At 60.6% G+C, this 18,002-nt stretch carries 10 protein-coding genes; all 10 read left to right on the forward strand.

Features of this window, described 5'->3' with window-relative positions; genetic code table 11:
- Positions 1 to 25 precede the first annotated feature (25 nt).
- The 10 genes from NH234_RS08855 to NH234_RS08900 all read left to right on the forward strand — a co-directional run bounded on the left by NH234_RS08855 (position 26) and on the right by NH234_RS08900 (position 17,809).
- Positions 26 to 1,585 carry a sigma-54-dependent transcriptional regulator gene (locus NH234_RS08855; protein ID WP_085733778.1) on the forward strand — a complete coding sequence of 520 codons (1,560 nt, stop codon included), beginning with the start codon at positions 26 to 28 and terminating at the stop codon, positions 1,583 to 1,585.
- A 235-nt stretch (positions 1,586 to 1,820) separates the two neighbouring features.
- Positions 1,821 to 2,561: a flagellar basal body rod protein FlgF gene (locus NH234_RS08860; protein WP_085710427.1), complete on the forward strand. Its 741-nt coding sequence runs from the start codon at positions 1,821 to 1,823 to the stop codon at positions 2,559 to 2,561.
- A 45-nt stretch (positions 2,562 to 2,606) separates the two neighbouring features.
- Entirely contained in the window at positions 2,607 to 3,392 is a 786-nt protein-coding gene (flgG, locus tag NH234_RS08865; RefSeq protein ID WP_007958342.1) for a flagellar basal-body rod protein FlgG, read from the forward strand.
- A gap of 53 nt (positions 3,393 to 3,445) precedes the next feature.
- Positions 3,446 to 4,141, forward strand: coding sequence for a flagellar basal body L-ring protein FlgH (gene flgH, locus NH234_RS08870; protein ID WP_007965503.1), 696 nt, complete (start codon positions 3,446 to 3,448; stop codon positions 4,139 to 4,141).
- 27 nt (positions 4,142 to 4,168) lie between these two features.
- The gene (locus tag NH234_RS08875; RefSeq protein WP_080593281.1) at positions 4,169 to 5,257 is read left to right on the forward strand and encodes a flagellar basal body P-ring protein FlgI; all 1,089 of its coding nucleotides are present in this window, start codon (positions 4,169 to 4,171) and stop codon (positions 5,255 to 5,257) included.
- A gap of 11 nt (positions 5,258 to 5,268) precedes the next feature.
- Positions 5,269 to 6,561, forward strand: a complete 1,293-nt coding sequence (gene flgJ / locus NH234_RS08880; protein ID WP_085733776.1) for a flagellar assembly peptidoglycan hydrolase FlgJ — start codon at positions 5,269 to 5,271, stop codon at positions 6,559 to 6,561.
- Between the two features lie 21 nt (positions 6,562 to 6,582).
- Positions 6,583 to 8,628, forward strand: a complete 2,046-nt coding sequence (gene flgK / locus NH234_RS08885) for a flagellar hook-associated protein FlgK (protein ID WP_085733775.1) — start codon at positions 6,583 to 6,585, stop codon at positions 8,626 to 8,628.
- A gap of 13 nt (positions 8,629 to 8,641) precedes the next feature.
- Entirely contained in the window at positions 8,642 to 10,213 is a 1,572-nt protein-coding gene (locus tag NH234_RS08890) for a flagellar hook-associated protein 3 (RefSeq protein WP_085733774.1), read from the forward strand.
- Positions 10,214 to 10,330: 117 nt separating this feature from the next.
- Positions 10,331 to 13,927, forward strand: a complete 3,597-nt coding sequence (locus NH234_RS08895) for a glycosyltransferase (RefSeq protein WP_085733773.1) — start codon at positions 10,331 to 10,333, stop codon at positions 13,925 to 13,927.
- A 228-nt stretch (positions 13,928 to 14,155) separates the two neighbouring features.
- Positions 14,156 to 17,809, forward strand: a complete 3,654-nt coding sequence (locus NH234_RS08900; protein ID WP_367256325.1) for a beta strand repeat-containing protein — start codon at positions 14,156 to 14,158, stop codon at positions 17,807 to 17,809.
- Positions 17,810 to 18,002: the final 193 nt, after the last annotated feature.

An 18,002-nucleotide genomic window follows, 5' to 3' on the forward strand; every position in this document is an offset into this window, starting at 1 on the left:
CCCTCTACCTGTTTCGGGCCTTTATATGCGTATCAAAGTCCACTGCCAGAACCGCATCGGCATCCTGCGCGACATTCTCAATCTGCTGGTGGAGTACGGGATCAACGTCGCCCGCGGCGAGGTCGGCGGTGAGCACGGCAACGCGATCTATCTGCATTGTCCGAACCTGATCAATCTGCAGTTCCAGGCGTTGCGGCCCAAATTCGAAGCCATCGCCGGGGTGTTCGGCGTCAAGCGAGTAGGGCTGATGCCCAGCGAGCGTCGGCACATGGAGCTGAATGCGTTGCTCGGTGCACTGGAGTTTCCGGTATTGTCGATCGATATGGGTGGCTCGATCGTTGCCGCCAACCGTGCTGCGGCGCAGTTGCTCGGGGTGCGGGTGGACGAGGTGCCGGGGATTCCGCTGTCGCGTTACGCCGAAGACTTCGACCTGCCGGAACTGGTGCGTGCCAACAAGTCGCGAATCAACGGCATGCGGGTCAAGGTCAAGGGCGATATCTTTCTGGCCGACATCGCCCCGCTGCAATCGGAGCACGACGACAGCGAGGCCATGGCCGGTGCGGTATTGACGCTGCACCGGGCGGACCGGGTTGGCGAGCGCATCTATAACGTGCGCAAGCAGGAGTTGCGTGGTTTCGACAGCATCTTCCAGAGCTCGAAAGTGATGGCGGCGGTGGTGCGCGAAGCCCGGCGCATGGCGCCGCTCGATGCGCCTCTTCTAATTGAAGGCGAAACCGGCACCGGTAAAGAGTTGCTGGCGCGGGCCTGTCACCTGGCGAGCCCGCGTGGCCAGTCGCCGTTGATGGCGCTCAACTGTGCGGGGCTGCCGGAGTCGATGGCCGAGACCGAACTGTTCGGCTACGGTCCCGGTGCCTTTGAAGGCGCGCGGGCGGAAGGCAAGCTCGGGCTGCTGGAGCTGACGGCGGGCGGGACGTTGTTCCTTGATGGTGTCGGCGAAATGAGCCCGCGCTTGCAGGTGAAATTGCTGCGCTTCCTGCAGGACGGATGTTTCCGTCGAGTGGGTAGTGATGAAGAGGTTTATCTGGATGTGCGGGTGATCTGCGCCACCCAGGTCGACCTGTCAGAGTTGTGTGCTCGCGGCGAGTTTCGCCAGGATTTGTACCACCGCCTCAACGTGCTCTCATTGCACATTCCGCCGCTGCGCGAATGTCTCGACGGTTTGACGCCGCTGGTGGAGCACTTCCTTGATCAGGCCAGTCGGCAGATCGGTTGTCCGTTGCCGAAACTGGCACCGGCGGCGATGGATCGGCTCAGTCATTACCATTGGCCGGGCAACGTGAGGCAACTGGAGAATGTGCTGTTCCAGGCGGTTTCGCTGTGTGATGGCGGGACGGTCAAAGCCGAACATATTCGTCTGCCAGACTATGGCGTGCGTCAGCCGCTTGGCGATTTCTCCCTCGAAGGCGGGCTGGACGAGATTGTCGGGCGCTTCGAGAAAGCAGTGCTGGAGCGTTTGTATTCCGAGCATCCTAGCAGTCGGCAACTGGGTAAGCGGCTAGGCGTCTCGCACACCACGATTGCCAACAAACTGCGTGAATATGAGGTAGGCAAGACCGATTCTTGATCCCTGCGCGATCGCTCCTGCGCAACGCACGGGGCGATCGCGCAGCACCATTGCCGCCAAGCGGCATGACACCGCCGGTTTTTCGTCTTCGATACATTTCCTTCTTTCCCGCAAAACCCCTCAAGTCCTTTGTTTATCGGGTCCTCGACCGCCAGAAAAAAGTTGGTCTGCAAATTGCTTGTGGCTCAGCAGTACAGCGGTGGGCGGCAAACGTCCGGCATGCAGAGGAAAGAGTGTGGACAAGTACCTTTATGTGGCAATGACCGGCGCCAGCCAGAACGCTCTGGCGCAAAAGGCTCATGCCAACAACCTGGCGAACATCTCCACCAATGGTTTTCAGCGCGACCTGGAGCAGGCGCGTTCGATGCCGGTGTTCGGTGACAGCTTTCCGGCGCGTGCGTTTGCCATGAGCGAACGGCCTGCCACCGATTTCACTCCGGGCTCCCTGGTGCAGACCGGGCGTGACCTCGACGTGGCCGTCAGCGGCAACGGCTTCATTGCCGTACAGAACCCCAATGGCGGCGAAAGCTACGTGCGCACCGGCAGCCTGAATATCGACGCCCTTGGCGTGTTGCGTGCCGGCAACGGCATGCCGGTCCTGGGCAATGGCGGCCCGATTGCCATTCCGCCGGAGCAGCAGGTGGAAGTCGGCGAAGACGGCACCATCAGTATCCGTGCGATGGGCGAGGGTCCGCGCGTAATGGCCGAAGTCGACCGGATCAAGTTGGTCAATCCTGACATCAAGAACATGAACAAGGGTCTGGACGGTTCGATCTACACCAAGGACGGCCAGCCTGCGCCGGCCGACGCCAACGTCAAACTGGTGTCGGGTTTCCTGGAGTCGAGCAACGTCAATGCCGTGGAAGAGATGACCTCGGTGCTGGCCCTGGCCAAGCAGTTCGAGTTGCACGTCAAGATGATGAATACCGCCAAAGACGACGACCAGGCCATGGCTCGGGTCTTGCAGATCAGCTAATTATCAGAACGTCGCGCCGTAAAACAGGCGCACGAGGAGAATCGAATGCTTCCGGCTCTATGGGTTGCCAAAACAGGTCTGTCCGCCCAGGACACCAACCTGACCACCATTTCCAACAACCTGGCCAACGTGTCGACCACGGGTTTCAAACGTGACCGCGCCGAGTTCCAGGACCTGCTGTATCAGATCAAGCGTCAGCCAGGCGCCCAGTCGACCCAGGACAGCGAACTGCCGTCGGGTCTGCAAGTGGGTACCGGTGTGCGCATCGTCGGCACCCAGAAAAACTTCACCGCCGGTAGCCTGCAAACCACCGAGCAGCCGCTGGACATGGCCATCGATGGCCGTGGTTTCTTCCAGATCCTGCAGCCGGATGGCACCACGTCCTACACCCGTGACGGTACTTTCCACCTCGACTCCAATGGCCAGATCGTCAACGCCAGCGGTTTCGCTCTGGAGCCGGCAATTGTCATCCCGAACAACGCTCAGACCTTTACCGTCGGCCGTGACGGCACCGTGTCGATCACCGTTGCCGGCAACGCTGCTTCTCAAGTGATCGGCAACCTGCAGACCGCTGACTTCATCAACCCGGCCGGTCTGCAAGCCGTGGGCAACAACCTGTTCCTGGAAACCGCCGCTTCCGGCGCGCCGCAAGTCGGTACTCCGGGCCTGAACGGTTTCGGCACCACCCTGCAGAACACCCTGGAAACCTCCAACGTCAGTACCGTGGAAGAGATGGTCAACATGATCACCACTCAGCGCGCTTACGAGATGAATTCCAAGGTGATCTCCACCGCCGACCAGATGCTCTCGTTCGTAACGCAGAATCTGTAATCAAGTCTATGAGGCGGCCATGAGGCCGCCTGCAACACCGTGAGGTAAGGGTCATGAAACGCTTCGTATCTGTTCTGGCATTGGGTGGGGTGGTCTCGCTCGCGGGCTGCGTCGCTCCGACGCCCAAGCCCAATGACCCTTACTACGCCCCGGTGTTGCCGCGTACGCCGTTGCCGGCGGCCGCCAACAACGGCTCGATCTATCAGGCCGGTTTCGAACAGAACCTGTACAGCGACCGCAAGGCGTTCCGGGTCGGTGACATCATCACCATCACCCTGAACGAGAAGACCCAGGCCAGTAAAAACGCCAACTCGCAAGTGGCCAAGAACAGTAAGACCGGCATCGGCCTGACTTCGCTGTTCGGCGGCAGCGGCACCACCAACAACCCGTTGGGTGGCAATGATCTGAGCCTCGACGTCGGCTACAGCGGCGACCGCGCGACCAAGGGTGACAGCAAGGCAGCTCAGGGCAACACCCTGACCGGTTCGATCACCGTGACCGTCGCTGACGTACTGCCCAACGGCATCATCGCCGTGCGCGGCGAGAAGTGGATGACCCTCAACACCGGCGACGAGCTGGTGCGAATCGCCGGCCTCGTACGTGCCGATGACATCGCCACCGACAACACCGTGTCGTCGACCCGGGTCGCCGATGCGCGCATCACCTACTCGGGCACCGGTTCGTTTGCCGATGCGAGTCAGCCAGGCTGGTTCGACCGTTTCTTCCTCAGCCCGCTGTTCCCTTTCTAGGTGGCTACGTTGAATTTCAAGAGCCTCATGCTCGCTGCGGCGTTGATGTCCGCAGCCTTTGGTGCCCACGCCGAGCGGCTGAAAGATATCGCCAGCATTTCCGGCGTGCGTTCCAACCAGTTGATCGGCTACGGCCTGGTGGTCGGGCTTAACGGCACCGGCGACCAGACGACGCAAACCCCGTTCACCCTGCAGACCTTCAACAACATGCTCTCGCAGTTCGGCATCAAGGTGCCGCCGGGATCGGGCAACGTGCAGTTGAAAAACGTCGCGGCGGTATCGGTCAGTGCCGATCTGCCGGCGTTCGCCAAGCCGGGTCAGCAGGTCGACATCACTGTTTCGTCCATCGGTAACTCCAAGAGCCTGCGCGGCGGCACCCTGTTGCTGACCCCGCTCAAGGGTATCGACGGCAATGTCTACGCCATTGCTCAGGGCAACCTGGTGGTGGGTGGTTTCGACGCTGAAGGTCGTGACGGTTCGAAGATCACCGTCAACGTTCCGTCGGCCGGTCGCATTCCGGGCGGTGCCTCGGTCGAGCGTTCGGTGCCGAGCGGTTTCAACCAGGGCAACAGCCTGACGCTGAACCTCAACCGTTCCGACTTCACCACCGCCAAGCGCATCGTCGACAAGATCAATGACATGCTCGGCCCGGGCGTTGCCCAGGCCATCGACGGCGGTTCGATCCGCGTCACCGCGCCGCTCGATCCGAGCCAGCGCGTCGACTATCTGTCGATCCTGGAAAACCTCGAAGTCGATCCGGGTCAGGCGGTGGCGAAAGTCATCATCAACTCCCGTACCGGCACCATCGTCATCGGCCAGAACGTGAAGGTGTCGCCGGCCGCCGTGACCCACGGCAGCCTGACCGTGACCATCACCGAAGACCCGATCGTCAGCCAGCCTGGCCCGCTGTCCAATGGTCAGACCGCTGTGGTCCCTCGCTCGCGCGTGAATGCTCAGCAGGAAGCCAAGCCGATGTTCAAGTTCGGCCCGGGCACGACCCTCGACGAAATCGTCCGTGCGGTGAACCAGGTCGGCGCGGCACCGGGTGACCTGATGGCCATTCTCGAAGCACTGAAGCAGGCCGGCGCGTTGCAAGCCGACCTGATCGTGATCTGAGGACGCCGCCCATGGATATGCGCAAAAGCGGTCTGGTCAGCAGCAGCGATTCGGGTTCCTACTCCGACCTCAATCGCCTGAACCAGCTCAAGGTCGGCGACAAGAACAGCGACGGCAACATGCGCAAGGTGGCGCAGGAATTCGAATCGCTGTTCCTCGGCGAGATGCTCAAGTCGATGCGCTCGGCCACTGAAGCGCTGGGCCAGGACAACCCGCTCAATACCCCGGCAGCCAAGCAGTATCAGGAAATGTACGACCAGCAACTGGCTGTTTCCCTGTCCCGCGAGGGTGGTGGTATCGGTCTGGCCGACGTGCTGATGAAGCAGATGTCGAAGAACAAACCGATGGCGCCGGGCGAGGCCGCCGCCGCGTCCGCTGCCAAGCAGCAGGAAGCGCTGGCCAAGGCCGCTGCGGTGGAAACGCCGATTGCCGCCGGCACCGTGGCCACCAACGGCCCGCTGTCGCGCCTCAATGGCGAGCGTCCGTTGTGGGCTTCGCGTTCGGTGCATGCGCCGAACACTCAGCTGGCCCATCGCAATGACATGGAAATGATCAACCAGCGTCGCCTGGCGCTGCCGCCGAAGCTGGCTGACCGCCTTCTGGCAGGTCTGGTGCCTTCGGCCACGAACACCGCAGCCACTCAATTGCCGCAGCGCGACACAATGGCTGCCGCCACCGGTTCCGGCCCGCTGTACAACGGCGACTGGCTGGCCCGCGCCGAGGCGGACAAGGCCTCCGGCGGGCAGATGCAGATTTACGGTCGGGCCATGGCGCAGATTCCGCTGGCACCGGCGAAGAAGGCGTTCAGCAACGCCGACGAATTCGTCAACACCATGCTGCCGATGGCCAAAGAGGCGGCGGCGCGCATTGGCGTCGATCCGCGTTATCTGGTGGCTCAGGCCGCACTGGAAACCGGTTATGGCAAATCGGTCATGCGCGCCCAGGACGGCACCAGCAGCCACAACCTGTTCGGCATCAAGGCCAGCAGCAACTGGAAGGGCGATTCGGCCCGGGCGATCACCAGCGAGTTCCGCAACGGGCAGATGGTCAAGGAGACGGCCGAGTTCCGTTCCTACGCCTCGTACAAGGACAGCTTCCACGATCTGGTGACTTTGCTGCAGAGCAATAATCGCTATCAAGATGTGCTGAAGTCGGCCGATAACCCAGAACAGTTTGTACGCGAATTGCAAAAGGCCGGTTATGCGACCGACCCGAACTACGCAAGCAAGATTTCGCAGATTGCCAGGCAGATGACGGTAAATCAGAACTACGCTGCGGCCGGCGTTTCAACAACGCCTTTATAAACACAAGGTAAGGTTTGAATCATGAGTTTGCTCAATATCGGGATGTCGGGGTTGGCCGCGAGTTCGTCCTCTCTGGCTGTGACAGGTAACAACATTGCCAACGTCGACACCGCCGGTTATTCACGCCAGCAAACCGTGCAGGGCACCAAGTCCTCGATCCAGACTGGCAACGTGTTCATCGGTACGGGCACGACCCTGGCCGACGTGCGCCGGGTGTACAACTCTTACCTGGAAACCCAGCTGCATACCGCCACGTCGCTCAACAGTGAAGCGGCTGCCTACGGTGGCCAGGCGACTGCCCTGGACAACTCGTTGTCCGATACCAACACAGGCCTGACCGGCGTACTGCAGAAGTTCTTCACCTCGATGCAGGGTGTGGCGACTTCGGCGACCGACGACACGTCCCGTCAGTCGGTACTGACCGGCTCGCAAGCGCTGACCAGCCGCTTCAACGCCCTGGCCAAACAGCTGAACGATCAGAACACCACGATCAATGGCAACCTCGGCGACATGGCCGCCCAGGTCAACAAGCTGGCCACCTCGATTGCCAATCTCAACCAGAAGATCGGCGAAGTTTCCACCAGCGGCGGCCAGCCGAACGATCTGCTCGACAGCCGTAACGAAGCGGTGCGCCAGCTCTCCGAACTGGTCGGCGCGCAAGTGGTCGAGCGCGGCACCAGCTTCGACGTTTACGTCGGCAGCGGTCAGCCGCTGGTCGTCGGCAACACCACCAACACCCTGAGCACCGTTCCGAGCAAGGACGACCCGTCGCGCATGGGCATCCAGATGGATCGTGGCTCAAGCACCATCGACATCACTTCGGTGATCAGCGGCGGTGAAATCGGCGGGCTGCTGACCTATCGCAATGAAGTGCTCAACCCGTCGCTCAACGAGCTGGGCCGTGTAGCACTGGTCATTGCCGACCAGATGAATCGCCAGCAAGCCCAGGGCATCGACAAGAACGGTGACTTCGGCGCGCCGATCTTCAACGACATCAACAGTGCCGCGCTGATCAGCCAGCGCAGCATTGCCTCGGCAGGCAACAGCGCAGGCTCCGGTAACCTGAACGTCACCATCAAGGACACCGGCAAGCTGACCACCAGCGATTACCAGGTCACCTTCACCAGCGCCACCAACTATTCGGTCAAGCGCTCCGACGGCACCGACATGGGTTCGTTCAGCACCACCACCACGCCACCGCCGGTGATCGACGGCTTTACCCTGGCCTTGAACGGTGGCGCGATGAGTGCCGGTGACTCCTTCAAGGTGACCCCGACTCGTGACGCGGCCACCAACATTCAGACCGTGCTCACCGATCCGAAGAAAATCGCGGCAGCAGCACCGTTGACCGGCGTGGCCAGTGCCAACAACTCCGGCACCTACACCCAGCCGACACTGGTCGATACCATCGACATCACCAACCCGGCCTCCCAGGCCGAGTTGCAGAACGCGCTCAAGTATTCGACGCCGGTCAAACTGGTCATGGGTGCGGTCACCAGCGGCAGCCAGTCGTACAACATGGTCGATGCCAAGGGCAACACCATCGGCACCGGCACCATCGTGCCGGGGCAGGCCAACACCCTGAACCTGAAGATCGGCATGGTCGACTCCACCGGTGCACCGGTGATGGATACCTCGGTCACGCCGAACGTGCAGAAAACCTTCACCGTGCAGACCACCGTGGGCGCGACGCCAAAGCCAGGCGAAACCTTCACGATCAACCTGACCGGCGCCGCCTCTTCGGACAACCGCAACGCGCAGGCGCTGGTCGGCCTGCAGACCAAGCAGACCGTGGACACCGGCACCGGCAGCAAGGGCATCAGCCTGACCGACGCGTACAACAAACTGGTGACCAACGTCGGTACCAAGGCGGCCCAGAGCAAGTCCGACAACGAAGCCACCTCGACGATCCTCGATCAGGCCAAGGGTGCGCGCGACTCGCTGTCCCAGGTCAACCTGGATGAAGAGACCGGCAACCTGGTCAAGTATCAGCAGTACTACACAGCGTCTTCGCAGATCATCAAGGCTGCGCAGGAAACTTTCGCCACGCTGATCAACAGTCTTTAAGGAGTCGTAATTCATGCGCATTTCCACCGCTCAGTATTACGCGACACAAGCTTCCCAATATCAGCGTAACTACAGCAAGACTGTTGCCACCGCGAACGAAGCGAGCAGCCTGCAGCGCATCAATACCGCCGCCGATGATCCGATCGGTGCCGGGCGCCTGCTCAAGCTGGGTCAGCAGGCCTCGATGCTCGAGCAATATCAGGGCAACATCGATACCACCAAGAGTGCACTGACCGTGCAGGAGTCCACGCTGAACTCCATCACCACGGCCTTGCAGCGCGCCAAGGAAATCGGCCTGGCGGCCAACAACGGTATTGCCACCGACGCAGACCGCAAGGCCTACGCATCCGAGCTGAGCCAGATCCAGCAACAAGTGCTGGGCCTGATGAACTCCAAGGACGCCAATGGCAATTACCTGTTTTCCGGCTCCAAGACCGATACCGCGCCGTACTCGCAGAATGCCGATGGCACCTACACCTACAATGGTGACCAGACCCAGATCAACCTGGGCATTGGCGACGGCCTCTCGGTAGCCACCAACACCACGGGTTGGGATGCATTCCAGCAGACCATCAACACCAGCCGCACCACGACCACCATGACCGCGCCTGCCGTCGATGATGGTCGTGTGGTGCTGACCAACGGTATCGTTGGCACTGCTGCGACGTACAACGCCAAGTTCGCGGCCGGCCAGCCCTACACCGTGGATTTCATCAGCAGCACGCAGTTGAAAATCACCGATGCCCTGGGCAACGACGTGACGAGCGAAGCCAGTCAGAGCGGTGCGATCACCAACAGCAACGGTGCCAACCAGACCGTCAGCTTCCGTGGTGTCGACCTGAAGTTGAACATCAACCTCAAGCCTGGCGACACCAACCCGGATGCGGTCATCGCCGGCCACAGCTTCCAGCTGGCGGCCACGCCTGACTCGTTCACCACCTCGCGCAGCGCGGGCAACCCGTCGACCGCGGTCATCACTGGCTCCGGTGTAACCAATCAGGCGGCCTACGACGCGGCATTCCCGTCCGGCGGCGGTGCGATCCTGAAGTTCACCAGCGCCACGGCTTTCGACCTGTACGCCGCGCCGGTCACCGCTGACAGCAAGCCGGTTTCGTCGGGCACGCTGGTCGGCAACAATGCTACCGCCGCCGGTGTGACGTTCACCCTCGGCGGTACGCCAGGTGCGGGCGATCAGTTCTCGATCCAGTCCAACAACCACCAGACCCAGAACGTGCTCGACACCCTGGGCCAGATGGTCACGGCGCTGAATGCGCCGATCGATGGTGATCCGGTGGCCAAGCAGAAATTCCAGGGTGCCATGGAGTCGGCGCTGGGCAACATCGACAGCGCGTCCAACCAGATCGGTTCGGCGGTGACTTCGATCGGTGCCCGCGGACAGTCGCTGGATGACCAGAACACCACCAACCAGAGCCTGACTCAGGCGAATACCACCACTCAGGGTTCGATCCGTGATTCGGATCCTGCCGAAGTGATGACCCGCCTGACCTTGCAGCAGACCATGTTGCAGGCCTCGCAACTGGCGTTCAGCAAAATCAGCCAGCTGGGCCTGTTCAACAAGATCTGATGCTGACCGGGCGCGCAAGCGCCCGGTTGCTCTGACCGTTCTGTATTTATTGTTCTTCTTTTGCGGTTTCAAAGGGCTCGCTGTTCCGGGCGGGTTCCCGCCGCTTGCGAGTCCGCCGTGAATTCACTTCCCCTTGTCAGCCTCGTCATTCCCGCCTTCAACCCGCGCTTTTTTGAAAAGGCCTTGAGCAGTGCCGTGAGCCAAAGCTATGGCAATCTCGAAATCATCGTCTGCGACGACAGTCGTGGCAGTGAGATCGAGGAAATTGTCGCTTCGGTCACCGAGAGCAGCGGGGTTACGGTTCGTTATGTGCGCAATCCCCGGACGCTCGGGCTGGTGGGTAACCTGCATGCGTGCCTGGAGCAGGCGACGGGTGAGTTCATCAAGTTTCTGTGTGATGACGATCAGTTGTTTTCCACCTGCGTCGAACGCCAGGCGCAGACACTGATCGACCAGCAGGACGTCAATCTGGTACTCGCCCAGCGCCTGTTCTGGGATGCTGGCGACCTGCCGTTGCCGTCGCGCCTGGAGAACACGCCGTTGTCTCCGGTGTGTGGATTGTTCAAGGGCGATGACCTGCTGGCGATTTTCGAGAATTTCCCGGTGAACATTCTCGGAGGCTTCAGCAATGCCCTGTTTCGTCGATCCGATGTACAGGAGCTGTTGCCGGCCCTGACTCAGTCCGGTCACTGTTTTGTCGCCACGCTCGATTTTGCTTTGTACGTCTGCCTGCTGCGACGCGGCAACGTGGTGATGTCGAACCATGTTCTGAGCATCGAGCGCCTGTACCCTGAGCGTTTGAGCAGCCAGCAAGCGATGCGCGATGCAGCCGAGGTCGAGCGGCAATGGCTGACGCAGATGCTCAAGGCGCGCAGCGGCGAATCCGCACCGGCGCCGGGCTGGGTCCGTTATGTGCCGATCACCAGGGCCCTGGAAACTCCGCGGGTCTGGGAAGAGTTGCCACTGAGCCGCACGCTGGGCACCAAGCAGACCACGCAGGATTGGCATGTCGGAATTGCCAGTGTCAGTTTCGCCGAGCTGTACGCCCAGTGGCTGGCCTGCCGCGCACTGACCGAAGGCCAGCGCGAACTGTTGCCGGACACGCTGGCCGCCTGGCCGCGCGTGCCGAAAATCGTTCCGGTGATCATCGACGAACAGGGCAGTCGCTCGGCGCTCGAACTCACCCTGCAATCGCTGGCAGCACAGGAATACCTGCCGGAGTTGACCATCGTGCTCTCCGCCTCCTGCACCGAGGCGCAGTTGCAGGAGCGCATCGTGCGCATGCCGCTGCAGGATGACTGGCAGCAACAGATCAACGAATTGTTGCCGCAGCTCGACGGTGCCGACTGGTTCTATCTGCTGCGCGCCGGTGATCGTCTGGTGGTGCCGGCGTTGCTGGTGATGGCCGAACGTATCGCGCTCTCGCGCACCGTTACCTGCCTCTACAGCGATGAAGGTGGTCTGAGCCAGGGTGAGTCGGCCGAGCCTGTGTTCAAACCGGACTTCAACCTGGACCTGATGCGCAGCTACCCGTATGTGGGCAGGGCGCTGGCCTTCGAGCGCGAGCGTTTCCTCGCTCTGGGCGGTTTCGATTCCGCATTCGGTGAGCTGGCGCCCCACGATGTGCTGTGGCGCATGGTCGAGCAGGACGGTACGCACGTCGTCGGTCATGTTTCCGAGGTGTTGCTGGAGTCGGCGTACGACCTCGCCAAGTGGCTGTCCGAACCGCAAATGGCGGACCGCAACTCACAGTTGATCTCGGCTCACCTGGCGCGTCTGGGCATCGCCCACGAGATTCGCGATGGCGCCTCGGCGCTGCTCAACCGGGTCGATTATCACCATGATCGTCAGCCTCTGGTGTCGATCGTCATTGTCAGCAAGGATCAGACGGCAGCCGTACAGCGTTGTGTCGAGAGCCTGCTGGAGAAAACCCTCTACGCCGAATATGAATTGCTGCTGGTCGACAACGGCAGCGAGAGCGCCGAAGCGCGGGCCTGGTTCGAGGGTATGGGGCAACTGGGCAGCGAGCGGATCCGCATTCTGGACTGCCCACAGCAAGACAACATGGCGGCAGTGCGCAATGCGGCGGTGAGTCAGGCGCGGGGCGAATACGTCCTGCTGCTCAATCCTTATGCCGTGATCACGCAGGGCGACTGGCTGGCGGAAATGCTCAATCACGCCCAGCGGCCGGAAGTCGGTGTGGTCGGCGCCAAGCTGTTCAATCCGGATGGCCGGATCCTCCACGCCGGCCTAATTCTCGGCCTGCAAGGTCCGGCCGGCGTACCGTTTTACGGAGAGACCCTGCAGGCGACGGGGTACATGTACCGGCTGCTCGTCGCTCATGACCTGAGCGCCGTTGGTGGCGATTGCCTGATGGTGCGCAAGGCCGTGTTCGAGGCGGTCGGCGGCCTCGATCAGCAAGACCTGGCACAGTCGCTCAATGAAGTGGATCTGTGCCTGCGGGTCGGTCGGGAAGGTTACCTGGTGGTGTGGACGCCTTACGCTCAGCTGGCGTTGGGCGCACAGCCGGCACAGGCGCCGAAGGACGGCGAAGAAGCACGGCTCGGCCAGGAACAGGAAACGTTCTACAAGCGCTGGTTACCGATCGTCGCGCGGGATCCGGCGTACAACGCCAACCTGGCGCTCAATGGTCTGGGCGGTTCGAGCTTCCGACTCGATCCGGGCCTGCGTACCGGCTGGAGTCCGTTTTCGCAACCGCAATTGCCGAAGATCCTGGCGCTGCCGGTCAATGCGTCGGCCATCGGTCACTACCGTGTGACCCAGCCACTGATCGAGCTGGAAGCGGCGGGCAGGGCGCTGGGGCGGATTCACTACAACCTGCCGACGATCATCGAAGTCGAGCGCCAATCCCCTGACGTGATCATTTTGCAGGGGCGCTATGCCGAAGCGCCAATCAACGAAATCCCGATCCTGCAGAAATACTCGAATGCCCGGCGGATCTATGAACTCGATGACTATGTGATCGACGTTCCCCATCGCAATGCCCACATCCGCAACATGCCGAACAAGGACGAGATGGAAAAACTGGTCCGGCGTGCCATCGGCATGTGTGACCGGGTCGTGGTGTCCACGGCGCCGCTGGGTAATGCACTGTCGAGCATGCACAGCGACATTCGGGTCGTCCCCAACATGCTGGCCAAACACCTGTGGAGCGATTTGCGCAGTCAGCGTCGCACCTCGAAAAAGCCTCGGGTCGGCTGGGGTGGTGGCACCAGTCACCATGGCGACCTCGCGGTCATCGCCGATGTGGTGCGCGAACTGGCCAACGAAGTCGACTGGGTGTTTTTCGGCATGTGCCCCGACGATCTGCGACCGTATATGCATGAGTTCCACGGCGTGATCGGACTGGACGTGTACCCGGCTAAGCTGGCCAGCCTCAACCTCGACCTGGCCCTGGCGCCGCTTGAGTTCCACATCTTCAACGACTGCAAGAGCAACCTGCGTCTGCTGGAATATGGCGCCTGCGGCTACCCGGTGATCTGCACCGACACCGAGGCCTATCGCGGTTATCTGCCGTGCACGCGGATCAAGACCAACACCACGGATGAGTGGCTGCAGGCGATCCGCATGCACCTGGCCGATCCGGACGCCAGCTACCGCATGGGCGACGAATTGCGCGAGGTCGTGCTGCGTGATTACGTCCTGCGTGGCGACAACCTGCGGTACTGGGAAAACGGCTGGCTGGCGGATTGACCGGTTCATTCGTTCTCCAGAAAAACAGGCGACTATTGCAGTCGCCTGTTTTTTTTTGCCTGCCTGTCCGTCTTTATTTCATTCTTGATACATTTCTTTGCAACGAGCTCAAGCGCAGGGTGCTTCCTGTCGATATCAACACATTGCAGTTCAAGAAAATGATGCCGCGGTGACGTGTGATCGCCACGCTGGCCTGTACCGGTTCACAAACAAGGCAAGGAAGATGTAATGGCAGTAATCAACGGGACAAACGGCGCGGATACGCTGAACGGTACGAGTGGGGATGACGAGATCAATGGCCTGGGTGGCAATGATGTGATTATCGGGAGTGCCGGGGCTGACAAAATTGACGGTGGCGCCGCTTTCGACACGGTCGATTACTCGGCTTCACCCGCCGGGGTCAATGTCGACATCCGTCCGGGCACCGGTTTGCCCGGCACCGGTGGTGATGCGCAAGGCGACACGCTGACCGGTATTGAAAAGGTCATCGGTTCGGCGTTCAACGATACCTTCACGACTGAGGCATCGTTGTATGCCACCTATGAAGGCGGCGCCGGAGATGACATCTATTACGTCAACGGCGGTGGTGTGACCATCATCGAACAGGCCGGTGGTGGCAATGATGAGGTGAGGGTCAGCTGGAAGGATCACACCCTGGCGGCCAATATCGAGCGCCTGACTTATGTCGGCACCGGTTCGTTCACCGGCGTAGGCAACGCCAGCGACAACATCATCACTGGCGGTGCAAATAACGACATCCTCAAGGGCGGCGGCGGTGCCGACCAGTTTTTCGGTGGCGCGGGGCGCGACACGGTGTCCTACGACGACAGCACCGTTGCAGTGAGCATCAACCTGAAAACCGGCGTCAACTCGGGCATTGCAGCGGGTGACACTTATAACAGTATCGAAGTGATCGCCGGGTCCAATTACAACGACACCTTCGTGGTCGATAGCCGGATCACTGCTATTGATGGCGGCGCCGGTTTCGATACGGTCGATTACTCGACATCGTCGGCGGCAGTCAATGTGGATATTCGTCCGGGCACTGGACTGGCAGGTGTTGGTGGCGATTCGCAAGGCGTGACCCTGACCGGTATCGAAAAGGTCATCGGTTCGGCGTTCAACGATACCTTCACGACTGAGGCATCGTTGTATGCCACGTATGAAGGCGGCGCCGGAGATGACACCTATTACGTCAATGGCGGTGGTGTGACCATCATCGAACAGGCCGGCGGTGGCAACGATGAGGTACGGGTCAGCTGGAAGGACCACACCCTGGCGGCCAATATCGAGCGTCTGACCTATGTCGGCACCGGCTCGTTTACCGGCGTGGGCAATGACAGCGACAACATCATCACTGGCGGTGCGGGCAACGATATCTTCAAGGGAGGTGGCGGCGCCGACCAGTTCATCGGTGGCGCAGGCATGGACACCGTGTCCTATGACGACAGTACCGTAGGTGTCACGCTCAATCTGAAGACCGGGGTCAACAGCGGAATCGCTGCGGGTGACGTCTATGACAGCATCGAAGCGATCAGTGGCTCCAAATACAACGACACATTCATTGCCGATGGTCGCGTGTTTGCGTTCAACGGTGGTCTCGGTGGCTTCGATACGGTCGATTACTCATCTTCGTCGGCGGCAGTCAACGTGGATATTCGCCCGGGCACTGGACTGGCAGGTGTTGGTGGTGATGCGCAGGGCGACACCCTGACGGAGATCGACAAGGTCATCGGTTCGTCCTTCAACGACACCTTCACGGCCGCTGCCATCAGCTTCGCGACTTTTGAAGGCGGCGCCGGAGATGACACCTATTACGTCAATGGCGGTGGTGTGACCATCATCGAACAGGCCGGCGGTGGCAACGATGAGGTACGGGTCAGCTGGAAGGACCACACCCTGGCGGCCAATATCGAGCGTCTGACCTATGTCGGCACCGGCTCGTTTACCGGCGTGGGCAATGACAGCGACAACATCATCACTGGCGGTGCGGGCAACGATATCTTCAAGGGAGGTGGCGGTGCCGACCAGTTCATCGGTGGCGCAGGCATGGACACCGTGTCCTATGACGACAGTACCGTAGGTGTCACGCTCAATCTGAAGACCGGGGTCAACAGCGGAATCGCTGCGGGTGACGTCTATGACAGCATCGAAGCGATCAGTGGCTCCAAATACAACGACACATTCATTGCCGATGGTCGCGTGTTTGCGTTCAACGGTGGTCTCGGTGGCTTCGATACGGTCGATTACTCATCTTCGTCGGCGGCAGTCAACGTGGATATTCGCCCGGGCACTGGACTGGCAGGTGTTGGTGGTGATGCGCAGGGCGACACCCTGACGGAGATCGACAAGGTCATCGGTTCGTCCTTCAACGACACCTTCACGGCCGCTGCCATCAGCTTCGCGACTTTTGAAGGCGGCGCCGGAGATGACATCTACTACGTCAATGGCGGTGGTGTGACCATCATCGAACAGGCCGGCGGTGGCAACGATGAGGTACGGGTCAGCTGGAAGGATCACACCCTGGCGGCCAATATCGAGCGCCTGACTTATGTCGGCACCGGTTCGTTTACCGGCGTGGGCAATGACAGCGACAACATCATCACTGGCGGTGCGGGCAACGATATCTTCAAGGGAGGTGGCGGTGCCGACCAGTTCATCGGTGGCGCAGGCATGGACACCGTGTCCTATGACGACAGCACAACGGGCGTCAGCATCAATCTGAAAACCGGTGTCAACTCGGGGATCGCAGCAGGCGACACCTACAACAGCATCGAGGCAATGACGGGCTCGAAGTACAACGATGTCTTCGTTGGCAACTCTGCGGCAATCGCAATCAACGGCGGCCTTGGCCTGGACATGGTCAGCTATGAGTCATCGGACAGCGCGGTCACCATCGACCTGAAAACCAACGCCAACGCCGGCGATGCCGCGGGCGATACCTTCACCGGGATCGAGATCTTCCAGGGCAGTCGTTTCGCTGACACGTTCCTGGGTTCCACCGCCAACGACAACTTCGTGGGTGGAGCCGGTGCCGACGTGTTCGACGGTCGTGAAGGCATTGACACGGTCTGGTACGCCAACAACGCCACCGCCGTGAATATCAACCTGCAGACCGGTGTCAGCCAGGGTGGTGATGCCGAGGGCGATGTCTTCATCAATATCGAGAGTCTGATCGGGACGAACTTCAATGACACGTTGATCGGCAATGCTGCCGCCAATGGTCTGGAGGGCGGTCTGGGTAACGACGTCATTTATGGCGGGGATGGCAACGATGTCATCTATGGCAGCCTGTACACCCCGCTCGGACCGTTCGCCGTGAATGTCGCAGCGGGTGGGCCGCAGGCTGACCTTCTGTATGGCGGCAATGGCGACGACGTCATCGTTGCCGCCACCGATGACCGAGGCACCCAGGCCTTTGGTGAAGCCGGCAATGACACCATTACCGTGGGGTATGGCGTGGCTGACGGTGGTGAGGGCAACGATCTGCTGACCGGGATTGGCGCCGGCTACTCGCTGTTCGGTGGAGCGGGTGCTGACAAACTGGTTCTGGTAGGTGGTCCGGGTTCGGCGTTCGGCGGCGAGGATAATGACACCTACATTGTCAATACCACGAAACTGGTCACCATTCAGGACACCGGCACCAGTTCCGGCGACACGTTGATCCTGACGAACATCAGTACTCAGCAACTGCTGCTTGACCGGGTCGGCAATGACCTGTTCCTGCATCAGTACAGCGTCTTCGAAGGCCAGACTCCGGAAGACGGCGTGCGACTGAAGGACTGGTTCGCCGGTTTCAACAATATTGAGTATATCCAGACCTCTGACGGCAAGTTCATCAACCTGCCAACCGGCAATGACGGGTTCGCCATGTTCGGTTGATAGCAGGACAGACGCCTCCATGATGGTTTGGTGGTGGCATCGATGATTGAAAACAGGCGATCCCGGATCGCCTGTTTTTTTATTTTTTTTCGAGTCGATTCCTTCCCTGCGAAGTCGTTTGAAATGACCGGAGTCATGGGTTCGGAGTTTATTTTCAGCAAGCTGACGCTCAGCGCTCTTTGACGGTATCCGG

It is taken from the genome of Pseudomonas sp. stari2 (genome assembly GCF_040760005.1).
Taxonomy (GTDB): Bacteria; Pseudomonadota; Gammaproteobacteria; order Pseudomonadales; family Pseudomonadaceae; genus Aquipseudomonas.

Bases quoted from the DNA above. Each gene is read 5' to 3' on its own strand.
- flgJ (WP_085733776.1), top strand. From the start codon at position 5,269: ATGGATATGCGCAAAAGCGGTCTGGTCAGCAGCAGCGATTCGGGTTCC.
- NH234_RS08875 (WP_080593281.1), top strand. From the start codon at position 4,169: ATGCTCGCTGCGGCGTTGATGTCCGCAGCCTTTGGTGCCCACGCCGAG.
- NH234_RS08900 (WP_367256325.1), top strand. From the start codon at position 14,156: ATGGCAGTAATCAACGGGACAAACGGCGCGGATACGCTGAACGGTACG.
- NH234_RS08855 (WP_085733778.1), top strand. From the start codon at position 26: ATGCGTATCAAAGTCCACTGCCAGAACCGCATCGGCATCCTGCGCGAC.
- flgK (WP_085733775.1), top strand. From the start codon at position 6,583: ATGAGTTTGCTCAATATCGGGATGTCGGGGTTGGCCGCGAGTTCGTCC.
- flgG (WP_007958342.1), top strand. From the start codon at position 2,607: ATGCTTCCGGCTCTATGGGTTGCCAAAACAGGTCTGTCCGCCCAGGAC.
- flgH (WP_007965503.1), top strand. From the start codon at position 3,446: ATGAAACGCTTCGTATCTGTTCTGGCATTGGGTGGGGTGGTCTCGCTC.
- NH234_RS08890 (WP_085733774.1), top strand. From the start codon at position 8,642: ATGCGCATTTCCACCGCTCAGTATTACGCGACACAAGCTTCCCAATAT.